Annotated in this window: 34 protein-coding genes; 2 read left to right on the forward strand and 32 right to left on the reverse strand. The window is 36.6% G+C overall.

The genetic code is table 11. The annotated features are described in order from the left end of the window. Positions 1-11: 11 nt before the first annotated feature. From paaZ to eno, 4 genes are all read right to left on the reverse strand, one after another. Complete coding sequence (paaZ, locus tag ACZ9HT_RS11855; RefSeq protein WP_476040807.1) at positions 12-2,507, reverse strand: phenylacetic acid degradation bifunctional protein PaaZ; 2,496 nt, start codon at positions 2,505-2,507, stop codon at positions 12-14. Further along, positions 2,504-2,791, reverse strand: a complete 288-nt coding sequence (locus ACZ9HT_RS11860) for a hypothetical protein (protein WP_476040701.1) — start codon at positions 2,789-2,791, stop codon at positions 2,504-2,506. The genes paaZ and ACZ9HT_RS11860 overlap by 4 nt, the downstream gene beginning before the upstream one ends. 381 nt (positions 2,792-3,172) lie before the next feature. Next, on the reverse strand, positions 3,173-4,459 hold the full coding sequence (locus tag ACZ9HT_RS11865; protein ID WP_476040702.1) for a citrate synthase: 1,287 nt from the start codon (positions 4,457-4,459) through the stop codon (positions 3,173-3,175). A 78-nt stretch (positions 4,460-4,537) separates the two neighbouring features. Next, on the reverse strand, positions 4,538-5,833 hold the full coding sequence (gene eno, locus ACZ9HT_RS11870) for a phosphopyruvate hydratase (RefSeq protein ID WP_476040703.1): 1,296 nt from the start codon (positions 5,831-5,833) through the stop codon (positions 4,538-4,540). Between the two features lie 173 nt (positions 5,834-6,006). On the opposite strand from eno, the gene ACZ9HT_RS11875 reads away from it, so the two are divergent. After that, positions 6,007-6,366 carry a hypothetical protein gene (locus tag ACZ9HT_RS11875; RefSeq protein WP_476040704.1) on the forward strand — a complete coding sequence of 120 codons (360 nt, stop codon included), beginning with the start codon at positions 6,007-6,009 and terminating at the stop codon, positions 6,364-6,366. Between the two features lie 347 nt (positions 6,367-6,713). On the opposite strand, the gene rplQ is transcribed toward ACZ9HT_RS11875, so the two are convergent. The 28 genes from rplQ to rplC form a co-directional block, all read right to left on the reverse strand. Further along, positions 6,714-7,244, reverse strand: coding sequence for a 50S ribosomal protein L17 (gene rplQ / locus ACZ9HT_RS11880; protein WP_476040705.1), 531 nt, complete (start codon positions 7,242-7,244; stop codon positions 6,714-6,716). 6 nt (positions 7,245-7,250) lie between these two features. Then, positions 7,251-8,246, reverse strand: coding sequence for a DNA-directed RNA polymerase subunit alpha (locus ACZ9HT_RS11885; RefSeq protein ID WP_476040706.1), 996 nt, complete (start codon positions 8,244-8,246; stop codon positions 7,251-7,253). A gap of 34 nt (positions 8,247-8,280) precedes the next feature. After that, the gene (gene rpsD, locus ACZ9HT_RS11890; RefSeq protein WP_476040707.1) at positions 8,281-8,889 is read right to left on the reverse strand and encodes a 30S ribosomal protein S4; all 609 of its coding nucleotides are present in this window, start codon (positions 8,887-8,889) and stop codon (positions 8,281-8,283) included. An 85-nt stretch (positions 8,890-8,974) separates the two neighbouring features. Beyond that, positions 8,975-9,364: a 30S ribosomal protein S11 gene (rpsK, locus tag ACZ9HT_RS11895; RefSeq protein ID WP_039349111.1), complete on the reverse strand. Its 390-nt coding sequence runs from the start codon at positions 9,362-9,364 to the stop codon at positions 8,975-8,977. Between the two features lie 12 nt (positions 9,365-9,376). After that, a complete protein-coding gene (gene rpsM / locus ACZ9HT_RS11900) occupies positions 9,377-9,754 on the reverse strand; it encodes a 30S ribosomal protein S13 (protein ID WP_235142951.1) in 378 nt (125 codons plus the stop codon). A gap of 9 nt (positions 9,755-9,763) precedes the next feature. Then, complete coding sequence (gene rpmJ, locus ACZ9HT_RS11905; RefSeq protein ID WP_007839480.1) at positions 9,764-9,880, reverse strand: 50S ribosomal protein L36; 117 nt, start codon at positions 9,878-9,880, stop codon at positions 9,764-9,766. A gap of 137 nt (positions 9,881-10,017) precedes the next feature. Then, the gene (gene infA, locus ACZ9HT_RS11910; RefSeq protein WP_031503426.1) at positions 10,018-10,233 is read right to left on the reverse strand and encodes a translation initiation factor IF-1; all 216 of its coding nucleotides are present in this window, start codon (positions 10,231-10,233) and stop codon (positions 10,018-10,020) included. 5 nt (positions 10,234-10,238) lie between these two features. Further along, entirely contained in the window at positions 10,239-11,624 is a 1,386-nt protein-coding gene (secY, locus tag ACZ9HT_RS11915) for a preprotein translocase subunit SecY (RefSeq protein WP_476040708.1), read from the reverse strand. An 8-nt stretch (positions 11,625-11,632) separates the two neighbouring features. Then, positions 11,633-12,079, reverse strand: coding sequence for a 50S ribosomal protein L15 (gene rplO / locus ACZ9HT_RS11920; RefSeq protein ID WP_476040709.1), 447 nt, complete (start codon positions 12,077-12,079; stop codon positions 11,633-11,635). A 76-nt stretch (positions 12,080-12,155) separates the two neighbouring features. Continuing rightward, positions 12,156-12,332, reverse strand: coding sequence for a 50S ribosomal protein L30 (rpmD, locus tag ACZ9HT_RS11925; protein WP_476040710.1), 177 nt, complete (start codon positions 12,330-12,332; stop codon positions 12,156-12,158). 9 nt (positions 12,333-12,341) lie between these two features. Further along, the gene (gene rpsE / locus ACZ9HT_RS11930) at positions 12,342-12,863 is read right to left on the reverse strand and encodes a 30S ribosomal protein S5 (protein ID WP_235142954.1); all 522 of its coding nucleotides are present in this window, start codon (positions 12,861-12,863) and stop codon (positions 12,342-12,344) included. A gap of 18 nt (positions 12,864-12,881) precedes the next feature. Continuing rightward, complete coding sequence (gene rplR / locus ACZ9HT_RS11935; protein WP_039349130.1) at positions 12,882-13,229, reverse strand: 50S ribosomal protein L18; 348 nt, start codon at positions 13,227-13,229, stop codon at positions 12,882-12,884. A 17-nt stretch (positions 13,230-13,246) separates the two neighbouring features. After that, positions 13,247-13,792 carry a 50S ribosomal protein L6 gene (gene rplF, locus ACZ9HT_RS11940; protein ID WP_476040711.1) on the reverse strand — a complete coding sequence of 182 codons (546 nt, stop codon included), beginning with the start codon at positions 13,790-13,792 and terminating at the stop codon, positions 13,247-13,249. Positions 13,793-13,809: 17 nt separating this feature from the next. Further along, on the reverse strand, positions 13,810-14,208 hold the full coding sequence (rpsH, locus tag ACZ9HT_RS11945; protein WP_039349134.1) for a 30S ribosomal protein S8: 399 nt from the start codon (positions 14,206-14,208) through the stop codon (positions 13,810-13,812). Between the two features lie 156 nt (positions 14,209-14,364). Beyond that, positions 14,365-14,634, reverse strand: coding sequence for a 30S ribosomal protein S14 (rpsN, locus tag ACZ9HT_RS11950; RefSeq protein ID WP_476040712.1), 270 nt, complete (start codon positions 14,632-14,634; stop codon positions 14,365-14,367). Positions 14,635-14,637: 3 nt separating this feature from the next. Next, positions 14,638-15,189 (reverse strand): 50S ribosomal protein L5, encoded by a 552-nt coding sequence (gene rplE / locus ACZ9HT_RS11955; protein WP_039349138.1) that lies wholly within the window; start codon positions 15,187-15,189, stop codon positions 14,638-14,640. A gap of 12 nt (positions 15,190-15,201) precedes the next feature. Continuing rightward, positions 15,202-15,528, reverse strand: coding sequence for a 50S ribosomal protein L24 (gene rplX, locus ACZ9HT_RS11960; protein WP_476040713.1), 327 nt, complete (start codon positions 15,526-15,528; stop codon positions 15,202-15,204). 18 nt (positions 15,529-15,546) lie between these two features. Continuing rightward, positions 15,547-15,915 (reverse strand): 50S ribosomal protein L14, encoded by a 369-nt coding sequence (gene rplN, locus ACZ9HT_RS11965; protein WP_476040714.1) that lies wholly within the window; start codon positions 15,913-15,915, stop codon positions 15,547-15,549. Next, positions 15,915-16,172 (reverse strand): 30S ribosomal protein S17, encoded by a 258-nt coding sequence (gene rpsQ / locus ACZ9HT_RS11970; RefSeq protein WP_126337186.1) that lies wholly within the window; start codon positions 16,170-16,172, stop codon positions 15,915-15,917. Before rpsQ ends, rplN begins: the two co-directional genes overlap by 1 nt. An 11-nt stretch (positions 16,173-16,183) precedes the next feature. Next, on the reverse strand, positions 16,184-16,372 hold the full coding sequence (gene rpmC / locus ACZ9HT_RS11975) for a 50S ribosomal protein L29 (protein ID WP_476040715.1): 189 nt from the start codon (positions 16,370-16,372) through the stop codon (positions 16,184-16,186). Between the two features lie 11 nt (positions 16,373-16,383). Then, positions 16,384-16,809, reverse strand: a complete 426-nt coding sequence (gene rplP / locus ACZ9HT_RS11980) for a 50S ribosomal protein L16 (RefSeq protein ID WP_476040716.1) — start codon at positions 16,807-16,809, stop codon at positions 16,384-16,386. 81 nt (positions 16,810-16,890) lie between these two features. Continuing rightward, positions 16,891-17,634 carry a 30S ribosomal protein S3 gene (gene rpsC / locus ACZ9HT_RS11985; RefSeq protein ID WP_476040717.1) on the reverse strand — a complete coding sequence of 248 codons (744 nt, stop codon included), beginning with the start codon at positions 17,632-17,634 and terminating at the stop codon, positions 16,891-16,893. 7 nt (positions 17,635-17,641) lie between these two features. Further along, a complete protein-coding gene (gene rplV, locus ACZ9HT_RS11990; RefSeq protein ID WP_476040718.1) occupies positions 17,642-18,043 on the reverse strand; it encodes a 50S ribosomal protein L22 in 402 nt (133 codons plus the stop codon). A gap of 2 nt (positions 18,044-18,045) precedes the next feature. Next, positions 18,046-18,324 (reverse strand): 30S ribosomal protein S19, encoded by a 279-nt coding sequence (gene rpsS, locus ACZ9HT_RS11995; protein ID WP_039349160.1) that lies wholly within the window; start codon positions 18,322-18,324, stop codon positions 18,046-18,048. 2 nt (positions 18,325-18,326) lie between these two features. After that, positions 18,327-19,148 (reverse strand): 50S ribosomal protein L2, encoded by an 822-nt coding sequence (gene rplB, locus ACZ9HT_RS12000; protein WP_476040719.1) that lies wholly within the window; start codon positions 19,146-19,148, stop codon positions 18,327-18,329. Positions 19,149-19,198: 50 nt separating this feature from the next. Beyond that, positions 19,199-19,489 (reverse strand): 50S ribosomal protein L23, encoded by a 291-nt coding sequence (gene rplW / locus ACZ9HT_RS12005; RefSeq protein WP_476040720.1) that lies wholly within the window; start codon positions 19,487-19,489, stop codon positions 19,199-19,201. Between the two features lie 3 nt (positions 19,490-19,492). After that, complete coding sequence (rplD, locus tag ACZ9HT_RS12010; RefSeq protein ID WP_476040721.1) at positions 19,493-20,122, reverse strand: 50S ribosomal protein L4; 630 nt, start codon at positions 20,120-20,122, stop codon at positions 19,493-19,495. Then, positions 20,113-20,739 carry a 50S ribosomal protein L3 gene (rplC, locus tag ACZ9HT_RS12015; protein WP_196080587.1) on the reverse strand — a complete coding sequence of 209 codons (627 nt, stop codon included), beginning with the start codon at positions 20,737-20,739 and terminating at the stop codon, positions 20,113-20,115. Before rplC ends, rplD begins: the two co-directional genes overlap by 10 nt. 185 nt (positions 20,740-20,924) lie before the next feature. Between rplC and ACZ9HT_RS12020 the strand changes: the two genes are divergently transcribed. Then, on the forward strand, positions 20,925-21,893 hold the full coding sequence (locus ACZ9HT_RS12020) for a hypothetical protein (protein ID WP_476040722.1): 969 nt from the start codon (positions 20,925-20,927) through the stop codon (positions 21,891-21,893). Position 21,894 lies beyond the last annotated feature (1 nt).

Consider the following 21,894-nt stretch of genomic DNA (forward strand, 5'->3'; position numbering starts at 1 on the left):
TTCAGTTAAAATTAATCCGTTAATCCGAATTGCTCGAAATGATGCGTCACATGTTTTTGGTGAAATAACTCCATCATCTCTTTATTTAATTTTCCGAAGACAAAATGCAAATGTTCAGCGTCGGGATTCTCCCGATAATAGATTTGATAATTCTTCACCGATTCGATGAAATGCGTTTTGGCTTCTTCTAAATTCTTATATTTCAATTCTGGTAATTTTCCGTCTTCTAAAAACGGTGCTGGGAAATCTTGTGGCATCTTCCAGAAGTTATAGAGAGAATCCTGAAATTTCTCTATTTGATCTTCCGGAGTTTTACAATGAGATGTTTCCAATTCACCAGTGCTGTATTTCATTGTGGTTTCCAAATGTTCCAGCATTTCCTGCGCTTTCATTCTTCCCCAGTTCGGTAAAGACTCGGCCACTAAATTATTTAATCGTTTTGCAAAATCTTTATAATCGATTTTAATGAAAGGTGTTTTCTTGGCTACTAAAGTTAAAATTGTTGCTATACAAACGGTTTCTTCTCTTTGATTCATGACTTCAACCAACCACTTGACAACGCCACTCGGAACATTTCTTCCTTTAACACCTTTGTTGATTCTTTCTTTAGCCGTTAAATAAACGGTGATTGTATCTCCAGCGTAAACCGGTTTGAAGAAACTCGCATTTTCTAAACCGTAGTTCGCAATTACCGGTCCTTTTTTACCTGAAACGAATAGTCCTGCCGCGGCAGAAAGAATGAAATATCCATGAGCAACAGTTTGATCGAAGATGGTTCCGTTTAAAGAAGTTGAATCGGTATGTGCGTAAAAATGATCCCAGGAAACATTTCCAAAATTCACGATGTCTGCTTCTGTTACAGTTCTTCCAGCGGTTTCGAGAGAATCTCCAATTTCTACTTCTTCGAAATATTTTCTAAATGGATGTTTATCTGAATAAGTTGGAGTCGCACCTTGTTGATAAATTTTGGTGATCGCAGTTAAAATATCTGGTGAACCTTGAATTGCTGTTTTTTGCAAAAAGAAATGTAGCCCATTTAATCCACCCATTTCTTCTCCACCTCCTGCTCTTCCGGGACCGCCGTGCATTAAGGTAGGCAATGGTGATCCGTGACCTGTTGATTCTTTTGCGTTATCGCGATTCAGCACGAAAATTCTTCCGTGCGAAGAAGCCATTTTCCAAGAGGTTTCTGCCACAAATTTTTCATCGTGAGAAATTATGGAACCGACCAAACTTCCTTTACCCCGTTTTGCTAAAGCTGCAGCTTCGTCTGCATCTTTGTACGGCATCATTGTTGAAACTGGACCGAAAGCTTCGACTTCATGGGAAATATTTTTATCAAAAGGTTTGTCGTTATAAAAAACTTTTGGAGTCATAAAAGCGCCGTTTTCATAATCGGCATCTACGAGTTCCTGTTTACCATCGTAAATCAATTCTGTTTCGGCTTTCAGTAAATCTATTTTTCCCTGAAGAACTGCCATTTCTTTTTTCCCAACGATGGAACCCATTCTGGTTTCTCTGCTTAATGGATTACCTATTTTTGTTTGATCTAATGCTTTGCTTAAAGCATTTTGAACCTCACCAACCAAATTCTCCGGAACAATTATTCTTCGGATCGCAGTACATTTTTGTCCTGCCTTGGTTGTCATTTCCGTCCGAACTTCTTTAATAAACAAATCAAATTCTGGTGTTCCAGGTTTTGCATCCAGACCAAGAATTGAACAGTTTAAAGAATCTGCTTCCATATTAAAACGGACGGCATTCTTAGAAACTGAAGGTAAAGATTTTAATTTTTTTCCGGTGGAAGCTGAACCTGTGAAAAGGACAGAATCACCATCTTGAACATAATCCAGAATATTTCCAGGTTCCCCGCAAACCAACTGAATGGCTCCTTCCGGAAGAATTCCACTTTCGATCATATCTTGGAAAACTGCATTCGTCAAGTAAGAACCTGGCGTCGCTGGTTTTACGATACTTGGAACTCCGGCTAAAAGTGAAGTCGATAATTTCTCCAACATTCCCCAAACTGGAAAATTGTATGCATTTATTTGTATGGAAACTCCTTCGCTTGGCGTTAGAATATGCGTTCCTAAAAAAGTTCCGTTTGCTCCCAGTTTTTGTGTATCTCCATCAACCCAAAAAGGCGTATTCGGCAGCATTCGCTTTGCCAAACCTGAATAGGTAAAAAATGTTCCGAAACCGCCTTCGATATCGACCCAGGAATCTGCGTGAGTTGCTCCCGTTTTATAAGATAATTCGTAATATTTTTTCTTTCTTTCTAATAAATATAAAGCTACTTTTTTCAACATTTCGCCACGATCGTAGAACGTCATGGAGGAAAGATTTTTGTAACCTACTGTTCTTCCGTAATCTAAGGCTTCTTCGAAGTTGATTCCGCCTGTATCTGAAATCGCAACCAAGTCGCCGTTAACAGCGTTATAAAGTGGAACTTCATTTCCTGATCCTTCGATCCATTGTCCGTTGATGTAATTTTTAAGTTTCATTATTTAGTGGGTATGGATTTTTTTAATGTTTTAAAAAGGAGTTTATGCAAAAGATATAAGCCGAATAAAATAGCGACCAGATCTAAGGTGATAACAATCGCGGAAAAGGAATTGTAGATCAAACTCTTTTGTTTTAAAGATTCTATTGCGTTTTGATTATCTACATGTTGAAGCGCTTCGATGATTCCGATGCTTTGTTTTACAAAATAGAAAGCGACTGCGTTTAAAAGCAGCAGAATTAATGCGCAGAAAATATAAAGTTGTTTTTTAGTGAATTTTTTTAACATATAGATTATTGGTGTAGAATTTTCGGATCTCTTTTGGGATCGATATTGTATTCTGCTTCATTATAGTTTTCGGCTTAAGCCAATTCGTTATTAGATTATTTAAACGGGCTAAAGTCCATTCCTATTGATTTTCTCTCAAAAAACAATTGATACTTGCTCTTGTGCAATGGTTTTTTTACTCTTTATTTTTGCGAGTGTTAAGGTACTGAAATTTTCAATTTTGCTAAAATCTAATTTTGGGAACTAATATGCGCCCCGGCTTGAGTGGATCCCGATGTAAAATCTGGAGGGAACGGAATACGGATGAAGGCGCCCAAATAATTCAGAAAAAATCCCTCTCAAAATGAATTGAAAGGGATTAGAACTATTTATAAGTTCAAATTATCTTGCGCTCATGTCAACATAATCACGTTTTGGCGAACCTTGATAAACTTGTCTTGGACGACCGATCGGATCGTTGTGTAATCTCATTTCTTTCCACTGAGAAATCCAGCCTGGTAAACGTCCTAAGGCGAACATTACGGTGAACATTTCTGTAGGGATTCCTAAAGCTCTGTAAATAATTCCGGAATAGAAATCTACGTTTGGATATAGTTTTCTGCTTACGAAATACTCATCTTCCAGCGCTACTCTTTCTAACTGACGTGCAATATCTAAAGCTTTGTCTTCGATTCCTAATGAATTAAGAATGTCATCTGCGGCTTTTTTGATAATGGTTGCTCTAGGATCGAAGTTTTTGTAAACTCTATGTCCGAAGCCCATCAAACGGAAATTATCATCTTTATTTTTAGCTTTTTCTACATATTTTGCAACGTCACCACCATCTTTTTCGATCATCTCTAACATTTCGATCACCGCCTGGTTTGCGCCACCATGAAGTGGTCCCCAAAGTGCAGAAATCCCGGCTGAAACGGAAGCGAATAATCCAGTGTGTGCTGAACCAACCATTCTTACGGTTGATGTAGAACAGTTTTGCTCGTGATCTGCATGAAGAATTAATAATTTATCTAGAGCTCCCACAACGACAGGATCCAATTCGAATTCCTGGTTTGGACGACGGAAACACATTTTGTAGAAATTCTCTACATAATTTAAACTGTCATCACCATGATTGATGGGAAGTCCCATTTTTTTACGGTACGTCCATGCACAAAGGTGAGAGAATTTAGCGATAAGCATTTCTGCTGCGTGATCCATTTCTTCTTTGGAGGAAACATCTACCGCTTTAGGATTAAAGGCGGTTAACGCAGAAGTTAAGGAAGATAAAACACCCATTGGATGCGCAGAACGAGGAAATACATCGATCAGTCTTTTCATTTCGTCTGCAACGAAATTATATTTTTTAATTCCTTTTTCGAAACCTGAGAACTGATCTGTTGTTGGCAAACTGCCGTTTAACAAAAGATACATTACTTCTGTAAAATTTGATTTTTCGGCAATTTGCTCGATCGGATAGCCTCTGTAGTACAATTCACCGTTATCACCATCTAAATAAGTGATGTCGCTTATTGTTGCTCCAGTATTTTTATATCCTAGATCTAAAGTAATTAAGCCTGTTTGATCTCTTAATTTTGATATATCGATTCCTCTGTCACCGATCGTGCTATCTATGATTGGGTACTCGAAAGATTTACCATCATAGTTCAATACAACTTTATTATCTGACATTATAATTTATTTTTTTACTAATTTATGAATATTGAGAGGAAACTGCAAATGATTTTTGCCAATCTCCATCAATTTTTTCTATGATCGTTTTATTTTGAAAGCATCTAAACCTGGAAAGATCGCTGTTTCGCCCAAAGCCTCTTCAATACGAAGAAGTTGATTATATTTTGCCATACGGTCTGAACGGGAGGCTGAACCTGTTTTAATCTGTCCACAATTCATGGCAACTGCAAGATCTGCGATTGTAGAATCTTCTGTTTCCCCGGATCTGTGAGAAATGATGGTCGTATATTTATTATGCTGCGCCATTTGAACTGCCGCCATTGTTTCGGACAAAGTTCCGATCTGATTGACTTTGATTAAAATTGAATTCGCGATGTCTCCTTCAATTCCTTTGGCTAAAATTTCTGTATTAGTTACAAATAAGTCATCACCAACGATCTGAACGGTTTTACCTAATCTTTCTGTTAACAATTTCCAGCCTTCCCAGTCGTTTTCATCCATTCCATCTTCTATGGAGATAATTGGATATTTTGAAGCTAATTCAGCTAAGTAATCAACTTGCTCTTCGCGAGTTCTGCAGGCTCCGTTTTCGCCTTCGAATTTTTTGTAATCGTATTTTCCATCAACGTAAAATTCTGAAGCTGCAGAATCTAAAGCGAACATAATATCATCGCCGGCTTTGTAACCTGCGTTTGAAATTGCTTGCGTTAAGGTATCTAATGCATCTTCAGTACCGTTGAATTTTGGTGCAAAACCACCTTCGTCACCTACTGCGGTAGAAAGATTTCTTGATTTTAAAATTGCTTTTAATTCGTGAAAAATCTCAGTTCCTTTCTGTAAGGCGTGAGAAAAAGAATCTGCTTTTACGGGCATCACCATAAATTCCTGAAATGCGATCGGCGCATCGGAGTGCGAACCGCCATTAATTACATTCATCATCGGAACAGGAAGCGTATTTGCATTCACACCACCAATATATTTGTACAAAGGAATTTTTAGATCTAAAGCTGCGGCTTTTGCAACTGCCAACGAAACTCCTAAAATTGCGTTTGCACCCAAGTTTGCTTTATTTGGAGTACCATCTAATTCGATCATGATCTGATCGATCAAGTTCTGCTCGAAGACAGAAATCCCCATTAATTCTGGAGCAATTACTTCTCTTACATTTTCTACTGCTTTCAAGACTCCTTTTCCGCCAAATTCTTTTGCACCGTCGCGTAGTTCTACGGCTTCATGTTCGCCTGTTGAGGCTCCGGATGGAACTGCAGCACGACCCATGTTGCCATCTTCAGTAAAAACGTCAACCTCAATGGTAGGGTTTCCGCGGGAATCCAAAATTTGTCTTGCTTCAATGTAAGAAATATAACTCATCGTATTTTTTATTTTTATAATTAATAAGCGAATTACAAATTTAGTGAAAATTGAACTATTTTAAAGGGTCTAAGGAATGATTTAAAGGATGTTTTCCGTTAAAATTACGTTAATTCCGGTATTTTTAATATCAGAAAAGTAATCGTAAATTTGAGTCAATAAAAATATTTATCATGAAAAAGTTTATTTATCCTGTCGTACTAGCGTTACTTTTGAGCAACATGAGCTGTAACAAAAGTGCTGAAGGAAATACAGGCGTTTTACCTGTTGACTCTACTGCAACCAAAGACATTACTGAAGTTACAGACCGCTACGTTGCAGATGATGGAACATCGACACTTGTAACTTTCAAAACTGATGATGGTAAAAAATCAATTAGCATTACAAGTAATAAAATGACGATCCAAGCACCGGAAACGGAGACAGCGGGCGTTTATGCAGACCACGATTTTCAAATCACAGCCCAAAACGACAGCGTTACTATTACGCAGGGTGATAATGTGATTAAGCTGAAGAAAGCGAGAGTGAATTAGGTAGAAGAGAAAAGTAAAAAGTAGAAAGAGCCAGGGAGGATTTGAGGATTTGAGGATTTGAGGATTTGAGGATTTGAGGATTTGAGGATTATCAAAATTAAAATATTTTCCCGAACGTATTAATAATTATTCTTATTATTTTTGAGAACAATAGAATTTTTCTAAGTTTTAATTTAAAAACGAATCTAAAGTAGCCCTGATTGAAGCGGCATCCTTTTCTGAGGAGGAACGACGAGGAAAAGATACAGACCTTCGACAGGCTCAGGATAAACTACAAGCGGGAATAAGCTAAAAAAAAAGCCATTCAAATAAATGAATGGCTTTTTTGTATATAAAGTTGGGGATAATTATTCCGCAGCTTTTTCTTCTGTTGAATCAGCAGCTTCTGCTGTTGGCTCTTCAGTTTTAACTTCTTTAGCAGGAATTGTTGCTGCATCAGCCACAGTTTCTGTAGCTTTTGGAGTCGCTCTTCTGCTTCTTCTTGTTACTTTTTTCTCTTCAGCATTCGGGTTGTAAAGCTCATTGAAATCTACCAATTCGATCATTGCCATATCGGCAGCATCTCCTTGTCTAAATCCTGTTTTAATGATTCTTGTATAACCTCCTGGTCTTGCTGCGATTTTAGGTGCAACTGTTCTGAATAATTCAGTAACTGCTTCTTTACTTTGCAGGTAAGAGAAAACTGTTCTTCTGTTATGGGTAGTATCGTCTTTCGCTCTTGTAAGGATAGGTTCAACGTACACTCTTAAAGCTTTCGCTTTAGCAACAGTCGTGTTGATTCTTTTATGCTCAATAAGAGAACAAGCCATATTAGAAAGCATTGCACTTCTATGCGAAGTCGTTCTAGATAGGTGATTGAATTTTTTACCGTGTCTCATTGTTTGTTATTTGTCAGCGTCTAATTTATATTTAGCAACGTCGAAACCGAAGTTAAGACCTTTTGCATGCACTAATTCTTCTAATTCTGTTAATGATTTTTTACCGAAGTTTCGGAATTTCATCAAATCAGACTTCGTGTAAGAAACCAGTTCTCCTAAAGTTTCTACTTCAGCAGCTTTCAAGCAGTTTAATGCTCTTACGGACAAGTCCATATCTGTTAATTTAGATTTAAGGAGTTGTCTTGTATGTAAAGTTTCTTCATCGTATTGAATAGATGCTTTTACAGCTTCAGTTTCCAACGTAATTCTCTCGTCGGAGAATAACATGAAATGATAAATTAATATTTTTGAAGCTTCAGTTAAAGCATTTTGAGGCGAGATGGAACCATCAGTCTCAATATCTAAAACGAGTTTTTCGTAGTCTGTTTTTTGCTCTACACGATAATTCTCAACACTGTACTGTACTTTCTTGATCGGGGTAAAGATAGAGTCAATAGCAATAGTACCAATGGCAGCATTACCAGTTTTGTTTTGATCCGATGGAACATAACCTCTTCCTTTTTCTACGTTGAATGTAATTTCAAATTTCACATCCTTGTTAAGATTACAGATGACCAATTCTGGGTTCAAAATTTCGAAACCTTGAATTGATTTTCCTAAATCTCCAGCAGTTACTGTAGTTTGTCCAGAAACTTTAGCAGTAATAGATTCTGCGGTAGCAGTTTCTGTTTTTGCTTTAAGTCTCAGTTGTTTTAGATTAAGAATAATTTCTGTAACATCTTCTATTACACCTGGAATTGTTGAAAATTCGTGCTCTACGCCTTCTATTTTGATAGAGGAAATAGCATATCCTTCAAGAGAAGAAAGCAATACTCTTCTCAAAGCATTACCGATCGTAAGTCCAAATCCTGGCTCCAATGGTCTGAATTCAAATTGACCTTTGAAATCATCGGAGTTAAGAAGGATTACTTTATCGGGTTTAATAAATGTTAAAATTGCCATATAATTTGGGTTGAGCAAAAATTTGAAAAAATTATTATTTAGAGTAAAGTTCGACGATCAACTGCTCTCTAAGATCTTCCGGGATTTGGATTCTCTCTGGAGCTGATACGAATGTACCTTGTTTTGTTTCGTCGTTAAATTGTAACCACTCATAATTTGACTTATAAGCTAATGAGTCAGCAATAACCTCCAAAGATCTAGATTTCTCTCTGATTGCAATTACGTCTCCTGCTTTAAGTGAATAAGATGCTATGTTTACCAATTCTCCATTTACCGTGATGTGTCTGTGAGAAACCAATTGTCTTGCACCTGCTCTGGTTTTTGCAAACCCTAATCTGTACACTACATTGTCTAATCTAGATTCACACAATTGTAATAGAACTTCACCCGTAACGCCTTTTGCTCTGTTGGCTTTTTCGTATAAGTTCGCAAATTGTTTCTCCAAAATACCGTAGGTATATTTTGCTTTCTGCTTTTCCATTAACTGAACAGCATACTCGGATTTTTTCGATCCTCTTCTTTTATTAACACCGTGTTGTCCCGGCGGTTGGTTTTTTCTTTTCTCGAAGTTCTTGTCGTCTCCGTAGATTGCAGCGCCAAACTTTCTAGCAATCTTCGTTTTAGGTCCAATATATCTTGCCATAATTCTTTAGGATTGTAGATTTTAGATTCTAGATCTATACGATGGAGATTCCATGTATTAGAATTTAGAATTTAAATTCTAATTATTATACTCTTCTTCTTTTTGGTGGTCTACATCCGTTGTGTGGCATAGGAGTCACATCAACGATCTCACTAACTTCAATTCCTGAATTGTGAATTGTTCTGATCGCAGATTCTCTACCTGCTCCAGGACCTTTCACGTAAACCTTTACTCTACGTAAACCAGCGTCGTGGGCTACTGTTGAGCAATTTTCTGCAGCCATTTGCGCTGCGAAGGGAGTATTCTTTTTAGAACCTCTGAATCCCATTTTTCCGGCAGATGCCCAAGAGATTACTTCTCCGTTTTTATTCGTTAAAGAAATAATGATATTGTTAAAAGTCGCCTGGATATGTGCTTCTCCAATCGCTTCAACTTTAACTTTTCTTTTTTTAACTGCTTTTGTCTGTTTTGCCATAATTCTTACCGATTATTTACTTGCTTTTTTCTTGTTAGCAACAGTTTTTCGTTTTCCTTTTCGGGTTCTAGAATTATTTTTAGTTCTTTGTCCTCTTAAAGGTAATCCAAGTCTGTGACGTATTCCTCGTTGGCAACCAATATCCATCAATCGCTTGATATTTGTTGAAGTTTCAGAACGTAATTCACCTTCTACTTTTACGCTTTCGGTGATATAGTTTCTGATCAATGCCAATTCATCGTCATTCCATTCGTTGACTTTCTTGTCTTCGCTGATACCGGCCGCTTTAAGAATTTTAGAAGAAGTACTTCTTCCAATTCCGAAAATGTATGTTAAGCCGATAACGCCTCTTTTGTTCTTTGGTAAATCAATACCGGAAATTCTCGCCATAATTTAATTTTAACCTTGTCTTTGTTTAAATTTTGGGTTCTTCTTGTTGATTACAAACAGAACGCCTTTTCGGCGAACGATCTTGCAATCAGCACTTCTTTTTTTGATAGATGCTCTAACTTTCATTCGTTACTTTTTCTAATTTTACAACGGTTAAATGAGATCTTACGGAATCATTCCCATTTTGTTTAAATTTAAAACTTCAATAAAATTCTCTAATTCTACAAGTTTTCTTTTTATAGTTAAATTCAGTCTTGCTGAAATTAATATCTGAAGGTTATTCTGCCTTTTGATAAATCATAAGGAGATAATTCTAATTTTACCTTATCGCCAGGTAAAAGTTTAATGTAATGCATTCTCATTTTACCAGAGATATGAGCAATAAGAACATGCCCATTTTCTAGTTCAACACGAAACTGCGCGTTCGAAAGTGCTTCCGTAATAACGCCGTCTTGTTCAATATGTTTTTGTTTAGCCATTTAATTTATAACGGATTGTTGTTTGTTCTGGATAATTTCGACTGCATTAAACCATCATAATGATGATTCAATAAATACGTATTGATCTGCTGAACTGTGTCCAATATTACACCAACCATGATTAATAGTGATGTTCCACCGAAGAACAGGGCAAATCTATCAGTTTGAACAAACGCTCCGTGCACTATTGCCGGAAGGATTGCAAAGATAGCCAAAAAGATTGAGCCCGGCAAAGTTATTTTTGACAAAATATCATCCAGATAATCAGAGGTTTCTTTCCCTGGTCTCACCTTAGGAATCAGCCCACCGTTTCTCTTTAAATCATCTGCCATTTGATTCACAGGAATCGTAATTGCAGTATAGAAAAAGGAGAAGATGATAATTAATAGTGCAAATAAAACATTGTACTGCCAGCTAAATACATTTTTGAATCCAGCAAGGAATGTATTAGACTCATCAACCTTAGTTAAAAGTCCCGGTACAAACATTAAAGCCTGTGCAAAAATGATCGGCATAACTCCGGCAGCGTTAACCTTTAAAGGAATCCACTGCCTAGCGCCCTGCATTAAATTTTTTGTCACTCCACCTCTTGCCTGTGCTCTGCTTACATATTGAATAGGAATTTTTCTTACCGCCACAGATAGTATGATCGCTAATAAGACAACCAACATCCAGAATAAAATTTCAACTAAAATCATAATAGTACCAAAACCGCCTTTCCCAGTTTGTGTAGCAACCTCCTGAATAAATGCTCCAGGGAAATCTGCTAAAATACCAACCATAATCAAGATTGAAATACCGTTTCCGATTCCTTTGTCTGTAATTTTTTCTCCTAACCACATTGCGAATACAGAACCTGCTACCAGAATTACAATACTTGGTAACCAAAACATAATTGATTCCGGATGTACAAAGTATGCAGAAGCAAACTGTGCATGCGGCAAGAACATTTGGGTAATTGAAGTAAGGTAAGAAGGTGCCTGAACTAAACAAACTGCAATCGTTAACCATCTTGTAATTTGGTTCAAAGTATTTCTACCACTTTCCCCATCTTTCTGCAATTTCTGAAGGTACGGTATTGCCATACCCATTAACTGCACAATAATGGAAGCAGAAATATAAGGCATGATCCCGAGCGCCATAATAGAGGCTCTACTGAATGCACCACCTGTAAACGAAGAAAGCAAGCCAAGAAGTCCTGCTCCTTGCTTGTTGCCTCCCTGCTCTTTATAAATATCCAAAAGATTCCCTACTTCTGCCATGTTAATAGCAGGTAGAGAAATATAAGATGCGAATCTATACACGAGGATGATACCGAGGGTAAACATAATTTTATCCCTTAGTTCCTTAAGACTCCAAATGTTTTTTAGTGTTTGTATAAATTCTTTCATTGTCTTAATTATAGAGTAATTGCTTTACCGCCTGCTTTAGCAATTGCTTCCTCTGCAGATTTAGTGAATTTGTGTGCAGAAACTGAAATACCAGCTTTCAATTCGCCTCTACCCATAATTTTGATGATCTCGCTTTTCTTAGCCAAATTATTTTCAACTAAAACTTCCTGAGTAATTTCAGTAATGTTTCTGCTGTCTGCTAAAAGCTGAAGCGTATCGATATTAATTCCTCTATACTCTTTTCTGTTGATATTGGTAAAACCGAATTTCGGTAATCTTCTTTGCAAAGGCATTTGACCACCTTCGAAACCAATTTTTTGTGAATAACCAGCTCTTGCCTGCTGACCATTGTGACCTTTCCCAGCAGTACCACCTTTACCACTACCTTGTCCTCTACCAATTCTCTTGGTGCTGTGAGTAGAACCTGCTGCAGGTCTAATATTATTTAAATTCATTATTTTTAGATTTGAGATTTAAAGATAAAATTAAGAGACTGTATAAAAAATAAAGTCTCTCAACTTTTGTCTATTTCTATTTTACAACTTCTACGAGGTGACTTACTGCAGATACCATTCCTAAGATAGAAGGGGTATCGTCGTGTTCCACAACCTGGTGAAGTTTTTTTAATCCTAATGCTTCTAGCGTTCTTTTTTGGGTTTTTGTTCTACCAATAGCGCTTTTTACTTGTTTTACTTGAATCTTTGCCATTGTTTTAAATTAACCGTTAAACACTTTATTTAATGAAATACCTCTCAATTTTGCAATTTCTTCTGGTCTTCTGATGTCCAATAATGCTTTGAAAGTAGCTTTCACAACATTATGTGGGTTAGATGAACCTTTAGATTTTGAAAGAATATCTTTGATCCCAGCAGCTTCTACTACCATACGAACAGTACCACCTGCGATTACACCGGTACCATGAGTTGCAGGTCTTAAAAAGATATCTGCACCACCGTATCTAGCGGAAGTTTGATGAGGAATCGTATGATTTACTACAGGAACTTTTACTAAATTTTTCTTAGCATCTTCTACTGCTTTTGCAATAGCTGAAGCTACTTCTTTAGATTTTCCTAATCCGAAACCAACGGTTCCAGCTTCATCACCAACAACCACGATTGCAGAAAACCCGAAAGCTCTACCCCCTTTGGTTACTTTGGTAACTCTATTTACTGAAACGAGACGATCTTTAAGTTCTAATCCTCCCGGTTTTACTTTTTCTATATTATCTAGTCCTAACATATTTCCGAAATTTAATGATTAGAATTTTAGTCCGCCTTCTCTTGCACCGTCTGCCAAAGCTTTCACTCTACCATGATATACAAATCCGTTTCTGTCGAACACTATTTTTTCAATTCCTGCAGCTTTTGCTTTTTCAGCAATTGCTTTACCAACTTCTGCAGAGATTTCTACTTTGTTACCTTTAGCAGTCAACGCTCTGGAAGAGGCTGAAGCTAATGTTTTACCATCTTTATCGTCGATTAATTGCGCGTAAATTTCTTTATTGCTTTTGTAAACGGATAATCTTGGTAATTCAGCAGAGCCAGAGATTTTTCCTCTTACTCTTCTTTTAATTCTATTTCTTTTTTGTACTTTGCTTAGTGCCATGTTCTTAAGTTTAAAAATTAAGCAGATTTACCAGCTTTACGTCTTACAATTTCTCCAACGAATCTTACTCCTTTTCCTTTATATGGTTCTGGTCTTCTGAAAGATCTGATCTTTGCAGCTACCATTCCTAATAATTGTTTGTCGAAAGATGATAAGGTAATGATCGGGTTTTTACCTTTTTCAGATAAAGTTTCTACAACGATTTCTTTCGGTAGATCCAATACAATACCGTGGGAGAATCCCAAAGCTAATTCTAACTTGTTACCTTGATTAGATGCTCTGTATCCTACTCCTACTAATTCTAGTTTTTTGGACCAACCTTCGGAAGTTCCTAAAACCATATTATTGATTAACGCTCTGTAAAGACCGTGTAATGCTTTGTGTGATTTTGATTCAGATGGACGGTCTAAAGTTAAGATTCCGTCTTCTTGTTTTAGAGTGATTCCCTCTTCTAATTGCTGTGTAAGTTCGCCTTTCGGTCCTTTCACAGTTACCAGCCCGTCTTTTTCGGTTACCGTAACATTAGCGGGAATTTCTATAATTGCTTTACCAATTCTTGACATTTTCCTTTGATTATTTATTAATAAACATAGCAGATTACTTCTCCACCAACTTTTTCCTGACGTGCTTTTTTATCTGTCATCACTCCGCGGGAAGTTGAGATAATAGCGATTCCCAATCCATTTAATACTCTTGGCAGTTCACCTGATCCTTTGTATTGTCTTAAACCTGGTCTAGAAGCTCTTTGAATGCTTTTGATAACCGGTTTGTTGGTTGTTTTGTCGTACTTTAAAGCGATTTTGATATTTCCCTGAACAGCGCTTTCCTCGAACTTGTAGTTCAAGATAAAACCCTGGTCAAACAAAATTTTTGTAATCTCCTTTTTGATTTTCGATGCAGGAATATCCACCACTTTGTGGCCTGCGCTTTGTGCGTTCCTTACTCTGGTTAGGAAATCTGAAATTGGATCTGTTACCATTTTTCTATTTTAAATTATTGGTTTGTGATGAGCAGTTTTGATTTTAAGACTAGCAACGCCGAGATGAAAGAGGAGAGATTTTAAGGTCTCTCATTCTTACACCTATTTGTTTATCATCTTAAAGATCAACTTGATCATCTCGATTGTTCTAAATTATTACCAACTTGCTTTTTTCACCCCCGGGATCAGACCTTTGTTGGCCATTTCTCTGAAAGTTACTCTTGAAAGACCGAATGTTCTCATGTAACCTCTTGGTCTTCCAGTTAATTTACATCTGTTGTGTAGTCTTACTGGTGAAGCATCTTTCGGCAATAATTGCAAACCTGCATAGTCCTTAGCTTCTTTCAAAGCTTTTCTTTTCTCTGCATATTTTGCTACCGTAGCTTCTCTTTTGCGCTCACGCGCTTTCATTGATTCTTTAGCCATCTTTTAGTTCTTTTTAAAAGGCATACCAAAATGCGTTAATAATGATTTCGCTTCTTTATCTGTTTTGGCAGAAGTAACGAAAGTAATGTCCATCCCTTGGATTTTTTTTACTTTGTCAATTACGATCTCAGGAAAAATGATTTGCTCAGTGATCCCTAAATTGTAATTTCCTCTTCCGTCGAAACCATCAGCCTTGATACCGTTAAAATCACGGATTCGTGGTAAAGCTGAAGAGTTTAATCGATCAAGAAACTCATACATTTGATTAGCTCTAAGAGTAACTCTTGCACCAATCGGCATTCCTTTTCTTAATTTAAAAGCAGCTTCATCTTTCTTAGAAATAGTTCCTACCGCTTTTTGACCGGTAATTGCCGTTAGTTCTTCGATCGCATAGTCAACAATTTTCTTGTCGGCAGATGCAGCACCCAAACCTTGTGACACAACAATTTTAAGTAATTTAGGAACCTGCATAACAGATTTATACCCAAACTCTTCCATCATTGCAGGAACAATTTTCTCTTTATATTGTTGTTTTGGTCTTACTATATATTCCATCGTCTTTTATAATTATAAAGTTTCACCGGTTGATTTCGCAACTCTTACTTTTTTATCACCTTCCATTTTAGATCCGGTTTTAGTTGTTTTGCCATCTTTATCGATAAGCATAACATTGGAAATATGGATAGATGCTTCTTTTTCAACAATTCCGCCTTGTGGGTTACCTGCAGATGGTTTAGTATGTTTTTTAACGATATTTAAACCTGCGATAATTACTCTTGCGTCTTTGCCTTCTTTTCTGATCACTTCAATAACCTCCCCTTTTTTACCTTTAATTTCTTTCTTACCGGTAGTGATGATTACGTTATCTCCTCTTTTGATTTTTAACTTTGTCATTTTTTGTAAATTTTAAAATTAAAGTACTTCTGGAGCTAATGAAATGACTTTCATAAATTCTTTATCTCTTAGTTCACGCGCAACCGGTCCGAAAACACGGGTTCCTCTCATTTCACCAGTAGCATTTAAAAGAACACAAGCATTATCGTCGAATTTGATGTATGAACCATCTTTTCTACGTACCGCTTTTTTTGTTCTTACAACTACTGCTTTCGTAACAGTTCCTTTTTTTGCAGTTCCCTGTGGTGCAGAATCTTTGATACTAACTACAATCTTATCACCAACTGAAGCATATCTTCTTCTAGTTCCTCCTAGAACTCTAATAACCAGTACTTCTTTTGCACCTGTGTTATCAGCAACTTTTAATCTTGATTCGGTTTGTAACATTACTTAGCTTTTTCAATGATTCGTACTAATCTCCATCTCTTACTTTTACTTAAAGGTCTTGTTTCTGTAATCATTACAGTATCGCCTTCAGTACACTCATTGTTCTCGTCGTGAGCGGTATATTTTTTCGTTTTTAAAACGAATTTACCATACATTGGGTGTTTTACTCTCGTAGTTTCACTAACAACAATGGTCTTTTCCATTTTATTGCTGGAAACAATTCCGATTCTCTCTTTTCTTAAATTTCTATCCATGATAAAATGAAATTCTATTGTTGTTTTAGTGTTAATTCAGTTTCCAGACGTGCGATTGTTTTTCTCATGTCTCTGATTTGAATAGGATTTTCAATTGGACTGATGCTGTGAGACATTTTCAATTTATTGAAATCTGCTCTAGTTTCAGTCAACTTGTTTTGAATATCTCCTGCGCTTAGATTTTTGATGTCAGCTTTTTTCATAATAATTCAGATTATTGAGGTTGAACAAAATCATTCGCCACTACAAATCTTGTAGTTACAGGAAGTTTTTGAGCAGCAAGACGCAAAGCTTCTTTTGCTACTTCGTAAGAAACACCTCCTACTTCGAACATTATTTTACCGGGTTTCACTACAGATACCCAATATTCCACAGCACCTTTACCTTTTCCCATCCGTACTTCGGCTGGTTTTTTAGTAATCGGCTTATCCGGAAAAATTTTGATCCATAACTGACCTTCTCTTTTCATATATCTTGTAGCTGCGATACGCGCTGCTTCAATTTGTCTTGCAGTAATCCAAGCACCTTCATTGGCTTTGATCCCGAAAGTTCCGTAAGCAAGTTGACTGCCTCTTTGAGCAATCCCCTTCATTTTCATCTTGTGAACTTTACGGAATTTGGTTCTTTTTGGTTGTAACATAATTTCTTAAATTTTAGATTTTAGAATTTAGATTTTAAAAAAGTAACGGTCATTTAAAACTGTCCTCTAAAATTTTTATAATTATTTTCTATCTCTTGGTCTTCTGTCTGGTCGGTCTCCACGATCATTTCTGTCGTTTCTGTCTCCTCTTCCGGCAGGTGCTTTTTTCTGTTGTCCTACTAGTGGGGAAAGATCACGTTTACCGTAAACTTCGCCTTTCATAATCCAAACTTTTACTCCTAATTTACCGTACTGCGTTAAAGCTTCACCAATATGATAATCGATATCTGCTCTAAATGTTGACAAAGGAATTCTACCGTCTTTAAAAGATTCGCTTCTTGCCATCTCCGCTCCGTTTAATCTACCAGAGATTTGAACTTTGATTCCTTCAGCTCCCATTCTCATGGTACTTTGGATCGACATTTTAACTGCTCTTCTATAAGATATTCTGTTCTCGATTTGTTTTGCGATGCTGTCTGCAACTAAAACCGCGTCAAGTTCAGGTCTTTTGATTTCGAAAATATTGATCTGGATGTCTTTATCCGTCAATTTTTTCAATTCTTCTTTTAATTTATCAACTTCCTGCCCACCTTTACCGATGATTAAACCGGGTCTTGCTGTAGTAATTGTAATTGTAACCAGTTTTAAAGTTCTTTCAATATAAATTCTTGAAATTCCTCCTTTTGATAAACGAGCTTCAAGGTATCTTCGGATCTTATAGTCTTCAGCAAGTCTGTCACCATAATCTTTTCCGCCATACCAGTTAGAATCCCATCCTCTGATGATTCCTAATCTGTTGCCTATTGGATTTGTTTTTTGTCCCATACCTTGATTATTTAGTTTCTTTGTTACCTAAAATTAATGTAATGTGGTTTGATCTTTTTCTGATTCTATGACCTCTACCTTGTGGCGCTGGTCTTAGTCTCTTCAATTGTCTTGCACTATCAACCATAATTTCTTTTACGATTAAATTTGCTTCCTCAATATCCGCACCTTCATTTTTCAACTGCCAGTTGGCCATTGCTGAAAGTAAAACTTTTTCTAACTTGTTAGAAGCTTCTTTTTTCGAAAATTTAAGAATTGCCAAAGCTTTATCAACTTCAACTCCTCTAATGATATCTACAACTAATCTCATCTTTCTTGGGGAAGACGGGCAATCGTTATGCAAAGCTTTCGCTACATCCTGGTTTGCTATTTTACGTGCCAAAGCACTTTCTCTTTTTCTTGATCCCATGATTATCTACCTCCTTTATTTTTGTTACCACCGTGACCTCTAAAAGATCTTGTCGGAGAAAATTCGCCTAACTTGTGACCAACCATGTTCTCAGTTACATAAACAGGGATAAATGATTTCCCGTTGTGTACTGCGATAGTTTGTCCTACGAAGTCCGGGGAGATCATAGATGCTCTGGACCAAGTTTTAATAACTGTTTTTTTACTGGACTCTATATTTGCCTGAACCTTTTTATCTAAAGTGTGAGCAATGAAAGGTCCTTTTTTAAGTGATCTTGCCATAATTATTTTCTTTTAGATATAATGAATCGGTTAGACGCTTTGTTTTTCTTTCTTGTTTTGTAACCTTTTGCCGGCATACCGTTTCTAGATCTTGGGTGACCTCCAGAAGATTTACCTTCACCACCTCCCATTGGGTGATCTACAGGGTTCATTACTACTGGTCTTGTTCTAGGTCTTCTTCCTAACCATCTGCTTCTACCTGCTTTACCGGAAACGGTAAGCTGGTGATCAGAGTTAGAAACAGATCCGATCATTGCCATACATTCAGTAAGGATCATTCTGGATTCTCCTGAAGGTAATTTAACAATGGCGTATTTACCGTCTCTTGAAGTTAACTGTGCCGATGAACCTGCACTTCTTGCCATAATTGCACCTTGACCAGGTCTCAATTCGATACAAGAAACAACAGTTCCCAAAGGAATGTTTTTCAACTTCATTGCATTACCAACGTTTGGCTCTGCGGTTTCTGCAGAAATTACAGTCATGTCTACTTTAATACCGTTTGGAGCGATGATGTATCTCTTCTCTCCGTCTGTGTACTCTAGTAAAGCGATGAATGCAGTTCTGTTTGGATCGTACTCCACAGATTTTACCGTAGCTTCAACATCGAATTTATTTCTTTTGAAGTCGATAATTCTGTATTTTTTCTTGTGTCCACCTCCGGTGTAACGCATGGTCATTTTACCAGTATTGTTACGACCACCTGACTTACTTAATCCAACGGTTAGAGATTTCTCTGGTTTGTTGGTAGTAATTTCCTCAAAGTTATTTACAACTCTGAATCTCTGTCCCGGGGTGATAGGTTTTAATTTTCTAACAGACATTACAATTATTTATAATTAATAAAATAGTATTTATAAAGCGAAGGTTAAACCTAAGCTGTAGCGAAAATATCGATCACTTCTCCTTCTGCAAGGGTAACGATCGCTTTTTTCAATTTGCTGGTTTTACCAACCTGCAATCCTTTTTTGGTGTTTTTCGAAGAAACTTTCGGAGCGTAAATCATAGTTCTTACTTCTGAAACTTTCACACCGTAAAGTACTTCTATCGCTTTTCTAACCTGGATTTTATTCGCCTTAGGATTAACCAAGAAAGAATAAGCGCCTCTTAGATCAGTAAGATAGTTTGCTTTTTCTGAGATGATGGGTTTAATAATAATAGACATGATTTATTTCTTTAAATTTTCTTGAAATTTCTCGATAGCACCTTCTAAAAATACGATCTCGCCTGCATGAACTAAGTCATAAGAACTAATTTCGTTATAAGTCAAAACTTTAGTTTTCGCTAAGTTTCTTGATGACAAATAAGCATTCTTGTTCGCTTCTGGCAAAATGTATAAAGCTTTTTTACCTTCGAAACCTAATGCTGTATTCAAATTGATAAATTCTTTGGTTTTAGGAGCATCAAAATTGAAACTTTCTAATACCATAATAGAATTGTCTCTCATTTTTTGAGAAAGCACAGATTTTTTAGCTAATCTTTTTAAAGCTTTGTTCAGTTTGAAACGGTAGTCTCTTGGTTTTGGACCGAAAATACGACCTCCACCTCTGAAAACTGGGGATTTAATATCACCATATCTTGCAGAACCTGAACCTTTTTGCTTTTTCAACTTTTTAGTTGAACCAGTAATTTCGCTTCTTTCTTTTGATTTATGAGTACCCTGACGCTGAGCGGCAAGATATTGCTTTACTTCTAAGTAAACCGCGTGCTGATTTGGCTCTATACCGAAGATCGCTTCGTCTAGAGTTACTTTTCTTCCGGTTTCTTTTCCTGATGTATTAAGTACTACTAATTCCATTTTCTAATAATTACATAAGAATTTTTTGCTCCCGGAACAGCTCCTTTTACTACTAAAAGATTTTGTTCTTGATCCACTCTTAACACTTGAAGGTTTTGTACAGTAACTTGCTTACCACCCATTCTACCAGCCATACGCATTCCTTTGAATACTCTGGATGGATCGGAACCTGCACCAATAGAACCCGGGGCTCTTAATCGGTTATGCTGTCCGTGAGTTGCTTGCATTACCCCCGCAAAGTTGTGTCTTTTTACAACCCCTTGGAAACCTTTACCTTTTGAAGTTCCGGTAACATCTACATATTCGCCCTGAGCAAACAGATCTACTTTCACTTCATCTCCTACGCTTAACTTTTCTACGAAAGCATGATAGAATTCTACCAATTTAGCTTTAGGAGTAGAACCAGCCTTTTTAAAATGGCCGATTAACGCTTTACCAACGTTCTTTTCACTCTTGTCATCGAAACCAAGTTGAGCAGCTTTGTACCCATCTTTTTCTATGGTTCTGACCTGTAAAACCGAGCAAGGACCTGCTTGAATAACGGTACACGGCATATTTTTGCCGTTTTCGTCAAACAGAGAAGTCATCCCGATTTTTTTTCCAATAATACCTGACATTGTTTATATATATTATTTATATTCACTGATTGCCAACCAAGGTTGCGGTGATTTCTACTTTTGAAATAGGCGCACTTCTTCCTTAAATTGAGTGTGCAAATGTATGAAGAATTTTTGAAATGACAATATTACATGTAAAAATATTTTGATTTTTAACATATTACAATTTTTTATACTTTTATTGCATGAAAATATTCACTTTAATTTTTCTTTTCGCATTTACGTTCTCCTGTCAAAATTCAGATAAGCATGCTTACACCTTTTATTATTGGCGAACAAACCTTACCTTAAACGGTGCAGAAAAAGCTGCCTTGCAAAAAGCAGATATCCCATATCTCTACACCAGATTTTTTGATATTGAAAAGGTTAATGGCAAATTTCAACCCGTTGCAGTTCTTACCAAAGATCAAAGTTTTGAAACCGACAAACAAATCGTTCCCATCGTTTTTATTAAAAATGAAGTCTTTTACGGGATTAGTTTAGATGAAATAAATTTTCTGGCGAAAAACGTTTCCTCTTTAATTCAGAAAAAGCAAAAGGAATTTGGATTCAAATCTTCCGCCGAAATTCAGATCGACTGCGACTGGACGGCAGGAACCAATAAAGAATACTTCGCTTTCCTCGTAAAACTGAAAGAGATCTCCCAAAAAGAGATCACGTGCACGCTGCGATTACATCAGGTGAAAAACAGCAGCCTTTCCGGAATTCCGCCGGTTCATAAAGTTTACTTGATGTGCTACTCGACTTCATCACCTTTAGAAAACTCTACTCGAAATTCTATTCTTGATCTACCGACTTTAAAAGATTATCTAAAATTGGTAAACCGCTATCCTTTGGATATCGATGTTGCACTCCCGATTTATTCCTGGGGAATTGTAACGAATCACTTAGGTAAACATAAACTTATCAATGCACTTTCTGAAAAAGATCTCGACAATCCAAACTTCAAGAAAATAGCTGATAACAAAGTAAAGGTCTTAAAAGATGGTTTTTATTTCGGAAATTATCTAAATAAAGGTTTTACGATTAAGGTCGAAGAAATTTCTGAGGGCCAGTTAAAGGAAGTCAAAAATTACTTAGACAAAAAATTAGGGAATTACAATGTTGTGTATTATCATTTAGATAGTAAATTTGTTAACAACTACGAACTATAGT

Source organism: Chryseobacterium sp. UYP7 (assembly GCF_056279225.1).

Excerpts from the sequence above, each read along its gene's own strand:
- rpsC (WP_476040717.1), bottom strand. The coding sequence starts at position 17,634 with ATGGGACAAAAAACAAATCCAATAGGCAACAGATTAGGAATCATCAGA.
- rplP (WP_476040716.1), bottom strand. The coding sequence starts at position 16,809 with ATGTTACAACCAAAAAGAACCAAATTCCGTAAAGTTCACAAGATGAAA.
- rplO (WP_476040709.1), bottom strand. The coding sequence starts at position 12,079 with ATGAATTTAAATAATATTAGACCTGCAGCAGGTTCTACTCACAGCACC.
- rplR (WP_039349130.1), bottom strand. The coding sequence starts at position 13,229 with ATGGCACTAAGCAAAGTACAAAAAAGAAATAGAATTAAAAGAAGAGTA.
- rpsN (WP_476040712.1), bottom strand. The coding sequence starts at position 14,634 with ATGGCTAAAGAATCAATGAAAGCGCGTGAGCGCAAAAGAGAAGCTACG.
- rpsH (WP_039349134.1), bottom strand. The coding sequence starts at position 14,208 with ATGGTAACAGATCCAATTTCAGATTTCCTAACCAGAGTAAGGAACGCA.
- rplE (WP_039349138.1), bottom strand. The coding sequence starts at position 15,189 with ATGGAATATATAGTAAGACCAAAACAACAATATAAAGAGAAAATTGTT.
- infA (WP_031503426.1), bottom strand. The coding sequence starts at position 10,233 with ATGGCTAAACAAAAACATATTGAACAAGACGGCGTTATTACGGAAGCA.
- ACZ9HT_RS11885 (WP_476040706.1), bottom strand. The coding sequence starts at position 8,246 with ATGGCAATTTTAACATTTATTAAACCCGATAAAGTAATCCTTCTTAAC.
- rpsM (WP_235142951.1), bottom strand. The coding sequence starts at position 9,754 with ATGGCGAGAATTTCCGGTATTGATTTACCAAAGAACAAAAGAGGCGTT.
- rplN (WP_476040714.1), bottom strand. The coding sequence starts at position 15,915 with ATGTTACAAACCGAATCAAGATTAAAAGTTGCTGATAACACAGGTGCA.
- rpmJ (WP_007839480.1), bottom strand. The coding sequence starts at position 9,880 with ATGAAAGTTAGAGCATCTATCAAAAAAAGAAGTGCTGATTGCAAGATC.
- rplQ (WP_476040705.1), bottom strand. The coding sequence starts at position 7,244 with ATGAGACACGGTAAAAAATTCAATCACCTATCTAGAACGACTTCGCAT.
- rpsE (WP_235142954.1), bottom strand. The coding sequence starts at position 12,863 with ATGTTAGGACTAGATAATATAGAAAAAGTAAAACCGGGAGGATTAGAA.
- rpmC (WP_476040715.1), bottom strand. The coding sequence starts at position 16,372 with ATGAAAAAAGCTGACATCAAAAATCTAAGCGCAGGAGATATTCAAAAC.
- ACZ9HT_RS12020 (WP_476040722.1), top strand. The coding sequence starts at position 20,925 with ATGAAAATATTCACTTTAATTTTTCTTTTCGCATTTACGTTCTCCTGT.
- rpsS (WP_039349160.1), bottom strand. The coding sequence starts at position 18,324 with ATGGCAAGATCACTTAAAAAAGGACCTTTCATTGCTCACACTTTAGAT.
- rplW (WP_476040720.1), bottom strand. The coding sequence starts at position 19,489 with ATGTCTATTATTATTAAACCCATCATCTCAGAAAAAGCAAACTATCTT.
- rplF (WP_476040711.1), bottom strand. The coding sequence starts at position 13,792 with ATGTCAAGAATTGGTAAAGCAATTATAGAAATTCCCGCTAATGTTACG.
- rplX (WP_476040713.1), bottom strand. The coding sequence starts at position 15,528 with ATGACAAAGTTAAAAATCAAAAGAGGAGATAACGTAATCATCACTACC.
- rplC (WP_196080587.1), bottom strand. The coding sequence starts at position 20,739 with ATGTCAGGTATTATTGGAAAAAAAATCGGGATGACTTCTCTGTTTGAC.
- rplB (WP_476040719.1), bottom strand. The coding sequence starts at position 19,148 with ATGTCTGTTAGAAAATTAAAACCTATCACCCCGGGACAGAGATTCAGA.
- rpmD (WP_476040710.1), bottom strand. The coding sequence starts at position 12,332 with ATGGCAAAGATTCAAGTAAAACAAGTAAAAAGCGCTATTGGTAGAACA.
- secY (WP_476040708.1), bottom strand. The coding sequence starts at position 11,624 with ATGAAAGAATTTATACAAACACTAAAAAACATTTGGAGTCTTAAGGAA.
- ACZ9HT_RS11860 (WP_476040701.1), bottom strand. The coding sequence starts at position 2,791 with ATGTTAAAAAAATTCACTAAAAAACAACTTTATATTTTCTGCGCATTA.
- rpsD (WP_476040707.1), bottom strand. The coding sequence starts at position 8,889 with ATGGCAAGATATATTGGACCTAAAACGAAGATTGCTAGAAAGTTTGGC.
- eno (WP_476040703.1), bottom strand. The coding sequence starts at position 5,833 with ATGAGTTATATTTCTTACATTGAAGCAAGACAAATTTTGGATTCCCGC.
- rplD (WP_476040721.1), bottom strand. The coding sequence starts at position 20,122 with ATGGAATTAGTAGTACTTAATACATCAGGAAAAGAAACCGGAAGAAAA.
- ACZ9HT_RS11865 (WP_476040702.1), bottom strand. The coding sequence starts at position 4,459 with ATGTCAGATAATAAAGTTGTATTGAACTATGATGGTAAATCTTTCGAG.
- rplV (WP_476040718.1), bottom strand. The coding sequence starts at position 18,043 with ATGGGATCAAGAAAAAGAGAAAGTGCTTTGGCACGTAAAATAGCAAAC.
- rpsK (WP_039349111.1), bottom strand. The coding sequence starts at position 9,364 with ATGGCAAAACAGACAAAAGCAGTTAAAAAAAGAAAAGTTAAAGTTGAA.
- ACZ9HT_RS11875 (WP_476040704.1), top strand. The coding sequence starts at position 6,007 with ATGAAAAAGTTTATTTATCCTGTCGTACTAGCGTTACTTTTGAGCAAC.